Origin of the sequence: Dactylosporangium sp. NPDC050688, assembly GCF_040654515.1 — a bacterium.
Taxonomy (GTDB): Bacteria; Actinomycetota; Actinomycetes; order Mycobacteriales; family Micromonosporaceae; genus Dactylosporangium.
In genome coordinates, this window is the sequence record NZ_JBFAIC010000071.1 from 42,570 (window position 1) to 56,858 (window position 14,289).

11 protein-coding genes and 1 pseudogene are annotated in these 14,289 nt (G+C 73.3%); 6 read left to right on the forward strand and 6 right to left on the reverse strand.

Annotated features, from left to right (window positions below):
• Positions 1–232: 232 nt before the first annotated feature.
• The 6 genes from AB0H83_RS42700 to AB0H83_RS42725 are packed head-to-tail and all read right to left on the reverse strand — an operon-like array spanning position 233 to position 6,637.
• Entirely contained in the window at positions 233–1,342 is a 1,110-nt protein-coding gene (locus AB0H83_RS42700) for an MsnO8 family LLM class oxidoreductase (protein ID WP_360106442.1), read from the reverse strand.
• Positions 1,339–2,379 carry an LLM class flavin-dependent oxidoreductase gene (locus AB0H83_RS42705; RefSeq protein WP_360106445.1) on the reverse strand — a complete coding sequence of 347 codons (1,041 nt, stop codon included), beginning with the start codon at positions 2,377–2,379 and terminating at the stop codon, positions 1,339–1,341. Before AB0H83_RS42705 ends, AB0H83_RS42700 begins: the two co-directional genes overlap by 4 nt.
• The gene (locus tag AB0H83_RS42710) at positions 2,376–3,464 is read right to left on the reverse strand and encodes an LLM class flavin-dependent oxidoreductase (RefSeq protein ID WP_360106448.1); all 1,089 of its coding nucleotides are present in this window, start codon (positions 3,462–3,464) and stop codon (positions 2,376–2,378) included. Before AB0H83_RS42710 ends, AB0H83_RS42705 begins: the two co-directional genes overlap by 4 nt.
• Positions 3,457–4,794, reverse strand: a complete 1,338-nt coding sequence (locus AB0H83_RS42715) for an NtaA/DmoA family FMN-dependent monooxygenase (RefSeq protein ID WP_360106451.1) — start codon at positions 4,792–4,794, stop codon at positions 3,457–3,459. Before AB0H83_RS42715 ends, AB0H83_RS42710 begins: the two co-directional genes overlap by 8 nt.
• Positions 4,791–5,948, reverse strand: coding sequence for an LLM class flavin-dependent oxidoreductase (locus AB0H83_RS42720; RefSeq protein WP_360106454.1), 1,158 nt, complete (start codon positions 5,946–5,948; stop codon positions 4,791–4,793). Before AB0H83_RS42720 ends, AB0H83_RS42715 begins: the two co-directional genes overlap by 4 nt.
• Positions 5,945–6,637, reverse strand: coding sequence for a glutathione S-transferase C-terminal domain-containing protein (locus AB0H83_RS42725; protein WP_360106457.1), 693 nt, complete (start codon positions 6,635–6,637; stop codon positions 5,945–5,947). The genes AB0H83_RS42720 and AB0H83_RS42725 overlap by 4 nt, the downstream gene beginning before the upstream one ends.
• Before the next feature lie 396 nt (positions 6,638–7,033).
• On the opposite strand from AB0H83_RS42725, the gene AB0H83_RS42730 reads away from it, so the two are divergent.
• From AB0H83_RS42730 to AB0H83_RS42755, 6 genes and pseudogenes are all read left to right on the forward strand, one after another.
• The gene (locus AB0H83_RS42730) at positions 7,034–8,656 is read left to right on the forward strand and encodes an ABC transporter substrate-binding protein (protein ID WP_360106460.1); all 1,623 of its coding nucleotides are present in this window, start codon (positions 7,034–7,036) and stop codon (positions 8,654–8,656) included.
• 2 nt (positions 8,657–8,658) lie between these two features.
• A complete protein-coding gene (locus tag AB0H83_RS42735) occupies positions 8,659–9,591 on the forward strand; it encodes an ABC transporter permease (RefSeq protein WP_360106463.1) in 933 nt (310 codons plus the stop codon).
• A 6-nt stretch (positions 9,592–9,597) separates the two neighbouring features.
• The gene (locus AB0H83_RS42740; RefSeq protein ID WP_360106466.1) at positions 9,598–10,476 is read left to right on the forward strand and encodes an ABC transporter permease; all 879 of its coding nucleotides are present in this window, start codon (positions 9,598–9,600) and stop codon (positions 10,474–10,476) included.
• A 1-nt stretch (position 10,477) separates the two neighbouring features.
• Positions 10,478–12,070, forward strand: coding sequence for an ABC transporter ATP-binding protein (locus tag AB0H83_RS42745; RefSeq protein ID WP_360106469.1), 1,593 nt, complete (start codon positions 10,478–10,480; stop codon positions 12,068–12,070).
• Positions 12,071–12,758: 688 nt separating this feature from the next.
• The gene (locus tag AB0H83_RS42750) at positions 12,759–13,835 is read left to right on the forward strand and encodes a LacI family DNA-binding transcriptional regulator (RefSeq protein ID WP_360106472.1); all 1,077 of its coding nucleotides are present in this window, start codon (positions 12,759–12,761) and stop codon (positions 13,833–13,835) included.
• Between the two features lie 103 nt (positions 13,836–13,938).
• Positions 13,939–14,289: pseudogene (locus AB0H83_RS42755) on the forward strand (glycoside hydrolase family 2 protein); the annotation flags it as partial.

Consider the following 14,289-nt stretch of genomic DNA (forward strand, 5'->3'; position numbering starts at 1 on the left):
CCGACCAGCCCCGCCGGGCCGACGCGAACAGCGAACGGCCGACCAGCCCCGCCGGGCCGACGCGAACAGCGAACGGCCGACCAGCCCCGCCGGGCCGGCACGAGCAGCGCGCCGCCGACCAGCCCCGCCGGGCCGACGCGAAGAGCGAACGGCCGACCAGCCGCGCCGGGCCGGCACGAGCAGCGCGCCGCCGACCAGCGGCGCCGGGCCGGCGCGAGCAGCACGCGGCCGGTCAGCCATGCCACTCCTTGGCGAGCAGCTCGAAGGAGCGCACCCGGTCGGCGTGGTCGTGGGTGATGGTGGTGACGAGCAACTCGTCGGCGCCGGTGACCCGCTGCAGGATGCGCAGCTCGGCGGCGACGGTGGCCGGGTCGCCGACGAACTGGGTGTCGAGGCGGTCCTGGACGAGGGCCCGGTCCTCGTCGGTCCAGGGGGCCGCCGCGGCCTCCGCGGGCGTCGGGAAGGGGATCGCGCCCGCGCCGGTGCGGATGCTGCGGACCCAGTGCCGGTAGGGCGACGCGAGGTGCCGGGCGGTGGCCGTGTCCGGGGCGACGACGACGTCGGCCGAGACGAGGACGTACGGGCGGTCCAGGACCTCCGACGGGCGGAACGCGGCCCGGTACGCCTCGACGGCCTCCAGGACGCTCGCCGGTGCGACGTGGTAGTTGGCCGCGAACGGCAGGCCCCGCTCCCCCGCGACGGCGGCGCTCTGCCCGGCGCTGGAGCCGAGGATCCACAGCTCGACCTTGGCGCCCTCGCCGGGGGTGGCGTGCACGTCGAGGCCGTCGCGGGTGTAGGTGCCGGCGATGAGGGCTTGGATGTCGTCCACGACCTCGGCGAAGTCGGGCGCCTGCGCGCCGGGCTGCTGCAGCAACTGCGCGAACAGCGCGAACCGCGGCTGCGCGGTGAGCCGCGAGAAGTCGAACGCGGGCGGGATGAGCAGCCCGTCGACGACCCGCGCCGGCTTCAAAGGCGCGGGTTGCGCGGCGAGAGCCGAGGTGCGCCGCTGCCCGGAGCGGCCCAAGCCGAGGTCGAACCGGCCCGGGTACACTGCGTCGAGCAGCCCGAACTGCTCCACCACCGACAGGGCTGTCTGGTGGCCGACCTGCACCGCGCCGGAGCCGACCCGGATGCGGTCGGTCGCGGCGGCGATGAGGCCGATGAGCACGGCCGGCGCCGCGCTGGCCACGCCGGGGGCGAAGTGGTGCTCGGCGACCCAGTACCGCTGGTAGCCGGACGCCTCGGCGCGCTGCGCGAGGTCGATCGTGTTGCGCAGGGCGGCCCCCGCGTCGCTGCCCGAGCTGATCGGGGCGAGGTCGAGAATGGACAGAGGGACACTCATGACCGCACCGCCAGGGGTGGGAACGGGCGACTGGGGATCTCGCGGCGCAGCACCGGTGCGACCTCGGACTGGAAGAGCTCCAGGGACCGGCGGTGCTGTTTGTCGGTGAGCCCGTCGGCGTCGGCCTGCACGTGCATGACCTCGTGGCCGAGCCGGGCGTGGTACCGGTGGACCTTGTCGATGATCTGCTGCGGGCTGCCGACGAGGATCGAGCTGCGTTCGATCGCGTCCTCGAGGGTGTGGAAGACCGGTTCGACCCCGACGCGCTTGAAGGTCTCCAGCCGGTTGTCGAAGATCGGCCGGTACGTGTCGATCGCGTCCTGGGACCGTTCGGCGACGTACAGGCCGGCGGAGCCGGCGCCGACGAGGGCGGTGGCCGGGTCGTGGCCGTGGAAGGCGAGCCGCTCGCGGTAGTGCGCGACGAGCTCGGCGTAGGGCTCGACCGGGTTGGTGACATTGGCGGAGAAGAGCGGGTCGCCGTGCAGTGCGGCGAGCTCGACGGAGGCCTTGCTGGTGGCGCTGCCGTGCCAGATGCGGATGTCCGGCTGCAGCGGCCGCGGCCACGTCTCGGCGTCGTCCAGGGAGGGGCGGAAGCGGCCGGACCAGGTGACCTTGTCCTCCCGCCAGAGGCGGGTGAACAGCTCGTAGCCCTCGCGGTTGCGGTCCCACTGGTCGTCGGCGGTGACGTGGAAGAGCTTCGCCTGGGCGGCGCCGTTACCCTTGCCGACGATGAGCTCCAGCCGGCCGCCGGACAGGTTGTCCAGGGTGGCGTAGTCCTCGAAGGCGCGGACGGGGTCGAGCAGGCTCAGCGTCGTCACGGCCGTGAAGAGCCGGATCGCGCTGGTACGGGCGGCGATGTGGCTGAGCACGACCGGCGGCGAGGAGGAGATGAACGGCCGCTCGTGGCGTTCACCGACGCCGAAGCCGTCGAAGCCGAGCTCCTCGGCGAGGATCGCGTTGTCCACGACCTCCCGGAGGCGTTCGTGCGCCGGCTTCCTGCCGTCGGTGACGATGAGGGTGATGGCGAGGAACTTCACCGTCGCAACACTCCTTCGGCGAACGTGTACGCCTCTTCCAGGTGCGGATAGCCGGAGAGGATGAACTCGTCGATCCCGGCCGCCCGGTACTCGTCGATGCGGGCCGCGACCTCGGCGTGGCTGCCGACGAGGGCGGTGCCGGCGCCGCCGCGGACCAGGCCGATGCCGGCCCACAGGTTGGGCGCGACGACGAGCCGGTCCCGGTCGCCGCCGTGCAGGTCGAGCATGCGGCGCTGGCCGACGGAGTCGAGGCTGCGCAGGCTCGCCTGCCGCTGCCGGATCGTCTCGTCGTCGAGGCCGGCGATGAGCCGCTCGGCGTCGGCCCAGGCCTGGTCGGCGGTGTCGCGGGTGATGACGTGCAGCCGGATGCCGAAGCGCAGGTCGCGGTCGCCGCACTCGGCGCGGACCTTGGCGACCTTCTCCGCGACCTGCTCGACGGGTTCACCCCAGGTGAGGTACACGTCGGCGTGCCGGGCGGCGAGGCGGACCGCGGCCGGTGAGGACCCGCCGAGGTACACGGTCGGCACGACCTTCGGCGGTTCGCGCAGCAGCCCGCCCTCCACGTCGTAGTGGACGCCGTGGTGGTCGAAGCGTTCGCCGGTCCAGGCGAAGCGGACCACGTCGAGGAACTCCGCGGCGCGGTCGTAGCGGGCGTCGTGGTCGAGGGGGTCGCCGTAGCCGCGCTGCTCGGCGGCGCTGCTGCCGATGACGACGTTGAGCAGCAGCCGGCCGCCGGACAGCCGCTGGAAGGTGGCGGCCATCTGCGCGGCCAGGACCGGGGTGATGAGCCCGGGCCGGAACGCGACGAGGAACCGCAGCCGCCGGGTCTCGGCGATGAGCGCGGCGGTGGTGAGCCAGGCGTCCTCGCAGTGCACGCCGGTCGGGGTGAGCACGCCGGTGTAGCCGAGCTGGTCGGCGGCGCGGGCGATCTGGGTCAGGTAGTCCAGCGTCGGCGCGCGGTGCGTGGCCGAGCGGGGCAGCGGCGCGGTGTCCTGCGCGCCGATGATGCCGCCGTGGGTGCCGGCGCCGACGGCGTGGTCGTCGCCGCCGGTCGGCAGGAACCAGTGGAACACCGGGTCACTCATGGCGCAGTCCGAGGTGGCCGCGCAGCGTGCCGGTGGTGTACTCGGCACGGAACACGCCGCGCTCCTGCAGCAGCGGCACGACGGTGTCGACGAACTCGTCGAGGCCGCCGGGCACCAGGTGCGGCACGAGGATGAACCCGTCGGCGGCGCCGCTCTGCACGAACTCGTCGATGGTGGCCGCGACCGACGCCGGGGTGCCGATGAAGGTCTGCCGGCCGGTCACCTCGATGATGAGGTCCCGGATGCCGAGGCCCTTCTCCTCGGCGATCGCCCGCCACTGCCGGGCGGTGGCCAGGGGGTCGTCGAAGAGGCGGGCGCGGCCCTTGATGATGGAGTCGTCGTCCACCACCGGGTCGAAGGCGGGCAGCGGCCCGTCGGGGTCATGGTCGCTGAGGTCCTTGTTCCACAGCTGCTCCAGCAGCAGGATCGCGGTCTGCGGGCTGACCTGCTGGCGCCGGATGTGGTGCGCCTTCTCGGCGGCCTCCTCGGCCGTGTCGCCGAGGACGAACGTGCTGGCCGGCAGGATCTTCAGCTCCTCGGGGCGGCGGCCGTGGCGGGCCATGCGGCCCTTCACGTCGGCGTAGAACGCCTTGCCGGCCTCGAGGGTGCCGTGCCGGGAGAAGATCGCGTCGGCGTCGCGGGCGGCGAACTCGCGGCCGGGGTCGGAGTCGCCGGCCTGGATGATCAGGGGCCGGCCCTGCGGGCTGCGTGGCACGGTGAAGTGGCCGCGGATGTCGACATGCTGTCCACTGTGGACGAAGTGGCCGGGGTCGCCGGTACGGGTGAAGACGCCGGCCTCCCGGTCCGCGACGACCTCACCGGCGGGCCAGGTGTCCCAGAGCTCGCGGGCGGTGTGCAGCACCTCGGCGGCGCGGGTGTAGCGGTCGGCGCGGTCGAGGTACCCGCCGCGGCGGAAGTTCTCGCCGGTGAACGCGTCGGAGGAGGTGACCACGTTCCAGCCGGCCCGGCCGCCGGACAGGTGGTCCAGGGAGGCGAGCTTGCGGGCCAGCTCGTACGGCTCGTTGAAGGTCGCATTGACGGTGCCGGTGAGCCCGAGGTGGGTGGTGACCGCGGCGAGCCCGGCCAGGACCGTGAGCGCGTCGGGCCGGCCGACGACGTCCAGGTCGTGGATGCGGCCGCGCTGCTCGCGCAGCCGGAGCCCCTCGGCGAGGAAGAAGAAGTCGAACTTGCCGCGTTCGGCGCTCTGCGCGAAGCGGCGGAACGAGTCGAACGCGATCTGGCTGCCGGCGGCCGGGTCGCTCCACACGGTCGTGTTGTTCACGCCCGGGAAGTGCGCCGCCAGGACGACCTGCTTCTTGGTGTTCGTCATGCGGCGACCTCCGTGCGGGCGTAGCGGTTCGGCGCGGCGGGCAGGCCGAGGTGCCCGCGCAGCGTGGTGGCGGTGTAGTCCTCACGGAAGGCGCCCGCGGCCCGCAGCAGCGGCACCAGGTCCGCCACGATGACCTCCAGGTCGGCGGGCAGCACGCCGGGGCGCAGCCGGAACCCGTCGACGCCGGCCGCCCGCCAGGACAGCAGCAGCTCGGCGAGGCCCGCGGCGTCGCCGGTGTAGGTGTGCGCGTCACTGGCGAACGCCGCGCCGCCGAGCTCGTCGAGGCGGGCCTTGCGGTCCGGGTCGAGGAACACCACGACGTCGGCGAAGACCTTCGCCCGGCCCAGGGCGCGGGCCTCGGCGACGATCGCGGCGGCGCTCACCGCGTCGGACGGGGTGACGTAGACGACGTCGGTGTCCAGCTCGTAGCCGGGGCGGGAGTGCGCGAGGGCGGTGACGACCGGCTGGCCCTGCGGCGGGCGCGGCGTGATCGACGGGCCCTTGACGCTGAAGTGCGTGCCGGTGAAGTCGATGTAGTGCAGCTTGTCGCGGTCGATGAACCGGCCGGTGGCGACGTCGCGGATCTCCGCGTCGTCCTCCCAGCTGTCCCAGAGCCGGCGCACGACCTCGATGTGGTCGGCAGCCTCGGCGAACAGCTCGGCGAGGAACGCCTGCGCGGCGGGCCCCTGCAGCCGGGTCAGGTCGAGGTCGGGGAAGGTGCGGCGGCCGAAGTGCGCGGCCTCGCCGGGCCGGCCGGACACCTGGGCACGCCACCCGGCGCGGCCGGTGCTGAGGTAGTCGAGGGTGGCCAGCTGGGTGGAGACGTGGAACGGCTCGGTGTGCGTGACGGTCACGGTCGGCACCAGCCCGACGTGCGTGGTGACGGGGGCGACCCGGGCCGCGATGAGCAGCGCGTCGAGGCGGCCCTTGACGTGGTCGGCGCGCCCGTCGAGGCCGTCGTACCGGCCGGACTGCAGGCCGAGGGAGTCCTCGATGGTGACGAAGTCCAGCTTGCCGCGCTCCGCCAGGCGGACGAGGCGCAGCCAGTACCCAGGGGAGAACAGCTCATCGGGGAAGGCCGACGGATCCCGCCAGGCCGCCGGGTGCCATCCCGCACCGTCCAGGGCCACCGCCAGGTGCAGTTGCTCGGTCATGCGGCGATCCCTTCGGGGCGGTGTGCGGGGGCGTCCCAGTCGAGCAGCTCGTTGCCGGGTGCGTGGTACGTGGTGAAGTCGGTGGTGTCGCGGAAGGCCGGCACGGTGTACAGGTCCCGGGCGTAGTCCCACAGGTGCGGGAAGTCGGCGAGGCCGGCGCCGTAGCGCACGAGGGTCACGTAGAGGCGGATGTCGGCCTCGGTGATCGCGGGGCCGAGCAGGTAGCGCCGGGTGGCGAGGCGCTCGTCGAGGGTGCCGAGGGCGTCCAGCAGCGCGGTGCGGGCCCGCTCGCCGTCCGGGCCGGGCTGCGCGGCGAGGCCGGCGCCGCGGTTGACGACGGGGTTGAGCCAGGCGTCGAGCTGCTCGATCTCCTCGCGGTGCGCCTCTGGGTACGAGTCGAGCACCGGGGTGGCCAGGTGCCGGAAGCGGGTGGCGAAGTCGATGCCGATGCCCTTGAAGTCGTTGCTGACCACCCGGGCGGTGCCGCGGTCCCACAGTGTCGGCACCGACACGTGACCGTCGAAGTGCTCCTCGGTCGCGTCGTACGCCTGGCGCAGCAGGGTGAAGCCGTTGACCGGATCCGGGCCGTACCGCTCGCGGAAGGCCCACCCGCGACCGTCGCGGGCATTGTCGACGTAGGAGACGGTGACGACGTCCTGCAGCCCGGCGAGGGCGTGGGCGATCGTCACTCGCTGCAACCATGGGCAGAACCAGCCGGCGTACAGGTGATACCGGCCGGCCGGGGGACGCTCGACCACCCGGTCGGTGAACCGGTAGAGCGGGCGGGGGTCTTCGGGCCGCTGCGGGATGCGGTAGACACCGTGGACAGTCGTGTCAACTGGGCTGGCCAGACGGCTTGATCGCGGCAATTTTGGCATATGGTCCTCCGTCGATCCGGAGCGGGATAGCCGACTAATCCTACATGTAAGATATGGATTAATCCAGGGGTACGTGACATGCCCGACAGGACCGCCCATCGACCGTTGACAGTCACGCACAGCCACTGCTGCACTGACCCGACGAGACGCCGCTGACCACCCGCGGCGCCGCCCTCCCCCGACGCGAACTCCCACCGAGGATGTCCCATGCGTAGATACCTTGCGTCCCTTGCCGTCGCCGCAGTACTCCTCGGCGGGTGCAACGGCGCCGCCGCCGAGGACCCCGCCGCCGGCGCCGGCGCCCCCGTCCAGGGCGGCAAGCTCACCTGGGCGATCGAGACCGAGCCGATCACGTTCAACCCGCACCAGTACGCCCAGGCCAAGGCCCGCCTGCTGGTGTGGAACAGCTTCGAGGCGCTGCTGACCCACGACGACAAGGGTGGCTACCTGCCGTGGCTGGCGGCGTCGTGGGAGGCGTCCGCCGACGGGCTCACGTACACGTTCAAGCTGCGCGACGGGGTCACCTTCCACGACGGCGAGAAGTTCGACGCCGCGGCGGTCAAGGCCAACCTCGACCAGCTGCTCGTCGCCGGCTACGCCCCGACGGTCGCCGCGACCCAGCTGAAGCACTTCAAGGACGCGCAGGTCGTCGACGCCTCGACGGTCGCGGTGCACCTCAAGCAGGCCGACGTGCTCATCCTGGACTTCTTCGCCTCCCCGCAGGGCGCGCAGGTGTCGCCGAAGTCGCTCAAGAGCCCCGACCTGAAGGCCGGCGGGCCGTCGGTCGTCGGCACCGGGCCGTTCATCCTCGACCGTTACACCAAGGGCCAGGAAGTCCACTACAAGAAGAACCCGGCCTACGCGTGGGCGCCCGCCAACGCCGGCCACCAGGGCCCCGCGTACCTCGACGAGGTCACCTACCGGTTCCTCAAGGAGTCCTCGGTCCGCGTCGGCGCCCTCACCTCCGGCCAGGTCGACGTCATCGAGGGCGTCCCGGCCACCGAGCAGGAGCTGGTCAGGAGCGACCAGAACCTGCGCTTCGCCAAGCAGCTCAACAGCGGCACCGCGTACAACCTGTACTTCAACCTGACCCGTGCGCCGTTCGACGACATCCGGGTGCGCAAGGCGTTCCGCGACGCGGTCGACGTCGACGCCGTGCTGCAGGGCGTCTACCGCGGCACCGCGACCCGCGCCTGGAGCATCCTGAGCCCGTCCAGCCCGTTCTACGAGGCGTCGGTGGAGAAGACGTACGGCAACAACCCCGCCGAGGCGAACAAGCTGCTCGACGAGGCCGGCTGGAGCACCAGGGACGGCGAGGGGTTCCGCACCAAGGACGGCAAGCGGCTCACCGCGCGGATCGTGCTGTCGGCGCCGTTCGTGCGGGACAAGCGCGACATCCTCGCCCAGGCCGTGCAGGCCGCGGTGAAGCAGAGCGCCGGCATCGACCTGCAGGTGAAGGTCGTCGACCAGGGCACCGCCGCCGACGCGATCGCCAAGGGCGAGTTCGAGGTCTTCGACAACTCCCGCGCCGACACCGAGGCCGGTGCCGCGCTCAACCTGATCGTGCCCGAGGGCGCCCCGATCAACCGGCACGGCTACGTCGACCCCGAGCTGGAGCGGCTCGTCGCCGAGGCCGCCGCCACCGGCGACCAGACCCGGCGCAAGGCGGCGTACGCCACCGTGCAGAAGGTCCTCACCGAGCAGGCGGTCCTGCTGCCGCTGTACGCGCCGGCGGACCAGGTCGCGACCCAGCTCAAGGTCGGCGGCGTGGGCTTCGAACCGACGGCCGGCGTCCCCGGCAGCGCCTACAACGTGTGGATCGGCAGGTAGTCATGGGCACGCCGATGCTGAAGCCGGTCCTGCGGCGGCTCGGCAGTGGGGCGGTGGTCCTCTGGGCCGCCGCCTCCGCGGCCTACCTCGCGCTGCGGCTCGCCCCGGGCGACACCGTCGACACCCTCGTCGGTGACGGCCCCGACACCCCGCAGATCCGCGCCCAGATCGCCCGGGACCTCGGCCTGGACCGGCCGGCGGTCGTGCAGTACCTGGACTACCTGTGGCGGCTGCTGCACGGCGACCTCGGCCGCTCCTACGTGCTGCAGCGCCCCGTCGTGGACGTCATCGGCAGCCAGATCTGGCCGACGGTGAAGCTGACGCTGCTGGCGACCGCGTTCAGCGCGGTCATCGCGGTCGGCCTGGCGATCGTCACCGCCGGGCGGGCCCGCTGGCTGCGCGGGCTGGTCTCCGGCGCCGAGCTGTCGATCGTGTCCGCGCCCGGGTTCCTCATCGGGATCCTGCTGCTGAGCGTCTTCTCCTTCCAGTTCGGCTGGTTCCCGGTCTCCGGCGACCGGGACGCCTCCGCGCTGGTGCTGCCCGCGGTCGCGCTCGCCCTGCCGATCGGCGGGCTGCTCAGCCAGGTCATCCGCGAGGGCCTGGAGCGGGCCCTCGACGAGCCGTTCGCGGTGACCGCCCGGGCCCGCGGCCTCACCCGGCTCGCGCTGCTGTGGCGGCACGCGCTGCGCCACGCGCTGCTGCCGGCGGTGACCCTGGCCGGCACCCTGATCGGCTTCCTGCTCAGCGCCGCCGTCGTCGTCGAGCGGGTCTTCGGCCGGCCCGGCCTCGGCGAGGTCGCCACCGAAGCGGTGAACAACAAGGACATCCCGGTCGTGCTGGCCGTGGTGATGCTCGCCGCCGCCATCTACGTGGTGCTCAGCACCCTCGCGGACCTGGCGTACCTGCTCGTCGACCCGCGCCTGCGGAAAGGCTGACCCGTCATGTCGATCGCATTGCCCGAGAAGACCGCGCCGGTCGTCGCCGCGGGCGCCGGACCGGTCGTGAGGACCCGACGCCGGGTCGTCGCGCCGGACCTGGCCGCGGCGTCGCTGGTGCTGCTGCTGATCGCCGTCGCCGCCGTCGCGCCGAAGCTGCTCACCGGCGCCGACCCGCTCGCCGCCGACCCGCTGCACGCCCTGGAGGCGCCGAGCGGGGCGCACTGGTTCGGCACCGACCAGCTCGGCCGCGACGTGTTCACCAGGGTCGTGCACGGCGCCCGGTACTCCCTGAGCATCGGCGTCGCCGCGACCCTGCTGTCGGTGCTCGCCGGCGGGGTCGTCGGCCTCATCGCCGGGCTGTCGCCGCGCGTCGTGGACGAGGTGCTCAGCCGCGCCCTCGACGTGCTGTCCGCGTTCCCCGAGGTGCTGCTGGCGCTGCTGTTCATCGCGTTCACCGAGCCGGGCACCCCGAGCCTCGTCATGGCGATCGCACTGGCGTTCGCGCCGCGGTACGGCCGCATCGTACGGGCCCAGACGCTGCTGGTACGCCGCTCCGGCTACGTCGAGCAGGCCGTCACGTTCGGCTTCCCCCGGGCCCGCCTGGTGTGGCGGCACGTGCTGCCCAACGTGCTCGGGCCGCTGCCGATCCTCGCCACGATCGGGCTGGGCAGCGCGATCGTCAACGCCTCCGCCCTGTCGTTCCTCGGCATGGGGCCGCAGCCGCCGTCGCCGGAGTGGGGCGCGATGCTCGCCGAGAGCCGCAACTACCTGCGCGTCGCGTGGTGGGCGGCGATCCTGCCCGGCGCGACCCTCACCGTCGCCGTCATCTCGCTGACCGCCGTCGGCCGGCGGCTCCAGCGCCGCTTCGAGGGAAGGCGCTGACATGGCCCCGCTCGTCACCGTCACCGACCTGCACGTCACGTTCCCCGGCCCGGCGCAGCCCGTGCGCGCCGTGCGGGGCGTCAGCTTCACCGTCGAACGCGGCGAGTGCGTCGCGATCGTCGGGGAGAGCGGCTCCGGCAAGAGCGTCACCGCCCGCAGCCTCGTCGGCCTCGCCGGCCCCGGCGCCGATGTCCGCGCGGCCGCGCTGCACCTCGACAGCCACGACACCGCCGGTTACACCGACCGGGACTGGCGCCGGCTGCGCGGCCGGGTCGCCGGGCTCGTCCTGCAGGACGCCCTGGTCTCCCTCGACCCGCTCAACACCATCGGGCAGGAGATCGGCGAGGTGCTGCGCACCCACCGCGTCGGCACCGCCGCCACCCGCGACGCGCGGATCACCGCGCTGCTGGACGCCGTGCACGTGCCGGACCCGGTGGTCCGCGCCCGCCAGTACCCGCACCAGCTGTCCGGCGGGCTGCGCCAGCGTGCCCTGATCGCCTCGGCGATCGCCGCCGACCCGCCGCTGCTCATCGCCGACGAGCCCACCACCGCGCTGGACGTCACCGTCCAGGCCCAGCTGCTGCGCCTGCTCGCCGAGCGCCGCGCGGCGGGCTCGACGCTGCTGCTGGTCAGCCACGACCTGGCGGTGGTCGCCGGCATCGCCGACCGGGTCCTCGTCATGCGCGACGGCGTCATCGTCGAGCAGGGGCCGACGCAACGGATTCTGACCGCCCCCGAGCACGACTACACCAGGATGCTGCTGGCCGCCGTGCCGACCGCGGCGTCGCGCGGGCACCGGCTCAGCACCGCGACCCGCGAGCCGCTGCCCGCACCGGCCGTCGAACCGGACCGGGTCGTGCTGCGCGCCGACGGGCTGCACAAGCACTTCGGCGCCCGGCACGCCGTCGACGGCGTCAGCTTCACCCTCGCCCGCGGCGAGATCCTCGGCGTCGTCGGCGAGTCCGGGTCCGGCAAGACGACCGTCGCCCGCATCGCGCTCGGCCTCCTCGACCCCGACGGCGGCACCGTCCATCTCGGACAGACGCCCTGGAGCGGGGTCCCCGAGCGGCGGCGGCGCCCGCACCGGCGGCGGCTCCAGGTCGTCTCGCAGGACCCGCTCAGCTCCTTCGATCCCCGGTACACCGTGGAGAAGCTCGTCGCCGAGCCCCTCGACCTGCGCGGGCCGGCCCGCCGGGACCGGGTCGTGGAGCTGCTCGAACGGGTCGGTCTCGGCGCCGCGCACCTGCGCCGGCACCCGCGGGAGCTGTCCGGCGGGCAGCGGCAGCGGGTCGCGATCGCCCGGGCCGTCGGCCCCCGCCCGGACGTGCTCGTGTGCGACGAGCCGGTGTCGGCGCTGGACGTGTCGGTGCAGGCGCAGGTGCTGGACCTCCTCGCCGACCTGCGCGCCGCCGACGGCACCGCGCTGCTGTTCATCTCGCACGACCTCGGCGTCATCCACCACCTGGCGGACCGGGTCCTCGTCATGCACGACGGCCGGGTCGTCGAGCACGGGCCGGTCGAGGAGGTGTTCGACCGGCCGCGGGACCCGTACACGCAGACCCTGCTCGCCGCGCTCCCGGTCCTCACCACCTGACCGTCCACCGTCACTTCTGCAGAGGGATCCGATGCACATCCTGGACAACCCGGCGTGGGCCGCGCTCACCGGCCCGCCGCACCACCCGGATCGGGCTCGCGCCGACGCTGCACGTCACCACCACCGAACCGTTCCACCTCGCCACCCAGCTCGCCAGCCTCGACCACGCCTCGCTGGGGCGGGCCGGCTGGGTCGTCGGGGCTACCACGGCCCCGGCGGACCTCGCCTCCGTCGGCCGCACGGGGTCGGCGACGGCGAGGTCGGATCCTGCCGGGCGCCTCCGTGGTGCTCGGCGACACCCCCGACGAGGCGCAGGAACGCGCCCGGTGGATCACCCGGGAGCAGATCACCGGCCCGCGCGCGGTCGCTTTCCTCGAGCAGTACTGGGGCAAGGACCTGTCCGGCTACGACCCCGACGGCCCGCTGCCCGACATCGACCCGGCCGACGGTGAGCTGGACCCGTCGCGCGGCACGATCCCGATCGAGCTGCGCACCGGCAAGAGGACTGGCTGGTGCCGCAGCTGCAGGAGCGGGGCGTGTACCGGACCGCGTACGAGGGCACGACCCTGCGGGAGCATCTGGAGCTGCCACCGCTGTGACCCGCCCCGGGCATGTACCCTCACGTGCAGTGAACTGAGGCGGGCAGCCATGACGACGCGGCCCGGGCACGGATCAGGCGGGAGCACACGTGGCCGCAGCAGCGAAGGACACCGGCGCAGAGGCGGCCGGCCAGGCGCGGGTCACGATCCGCCAGGTCGCCGTCCACGCCGGGGTGTCCGAGGCCGCGGTGTCGTATGCGCTCAACAACCGCCCGGGCGTGTCGGAGCAGACCCGCGCCCGGGTCCTGGCCGCCGCCCGCGACCTCGGCTGGGCGCCCAACATCGCGGCCCGCTCGCTGGGCACCGCCAAGGCCAACGCGGTCGGGCTGGTCCTGGTCCGGCCGCCCCGGGTCATGATCGTCGACTCGTGGTTCACGCAGATGCTCAGCGGCGTCGAGGCGGAGCTCAACCGCAACGACATCGCCCTGGTGCTGCACCTGGTGGACCGGATCGAGGACACGATCGACGTGTACCGCAAGTGGTGGGCGGGCCGGCACGTCGACGGCGTGATCCTCACCGATCTGCGCAAGGACGACCCGCGGCTGGACGCGCTGGTCGAGATCGGCCTGCCCGCGGCGGTCATCGGCGGCAAGCCGGGCCTCGACGGCTGCAGCACGGTCGACGCCGACGTGGCCGGCACCGCCCGCGCCATCGTCGGCTACCTGCGGGCGCTCGGGCACCGCACGATCGCCCGGGTCGCCGGCACCGAGGAGCTGTTCCACACCGGGCAGCGCGACGCCGCGTACCTCGACGCGCTCAACCACGCCGGGCTGGACCGCGACCGGTACCGCGTCGTCTACACCAACTACAGCGCCGTGGACGGCATGCGGGCGATGCGGGAGCTGATGAGCGGCGCCGAGCCGCCGACCGCCGTCGTGTTCGACAACGACGTGATGGCCGCCGCATCGCTGAAGGTGGCGCACGAGATGGGCCTGTCGGTGCCGGAGGACGTGTCGGTCGTCGCCTGGGACGACTCCGACCTGTGCCAGATCACCGTCCCGGCGATCACCGCCGTGCAGCAGACGCCGGCGCTGCAGGCGGAGCTCGCCGCGCGGGCCCTGCTCGCCACGATCAACGGCGGCGAGATCAGCCACGTGACGCTGCAGCCGGGCACCCTGACGGCCCGGGAGTCCACCCGGCCGCTGCGCGCCGGCCGCACCGCCTGAGCGCTCCGCAAGCGCTTCAGCACCGCCCCGGTTGACACTCCTTACATCGCCGCCATAAGGTCATGCTTCACCGACTTATCCGGTTCAGTTACGGGGAGTGCACATGCCTGTCCTGCGTCCGCTGCACACCGGGTGGACGCTGCGCCCGGCCGGACCGGCCCCGCACGGCGAAGGCCCCGTCCCAGCGACCGTGCCGGGCTGCGTGCACACCGATCTGCTCGCGGCGGGGGTCATCCCTGACCCGTACCTGGATGACAACGAGGTGGCGTTGTCGTGGATTGGCCGGACGGCGTGGGTGTACGAGACGACGTTCGACGCGGACGTGGCCGGTGACCGGGTTGACCTGGTCGCGGAGGGTCTGGACACGGTGGCGACGGTGACGCTCAACGGTGTCGAGGTGGGCCGCACGGCGAACATGCACCGGGGGTACCGGTTCGACGTGCGCGGGGTGCTG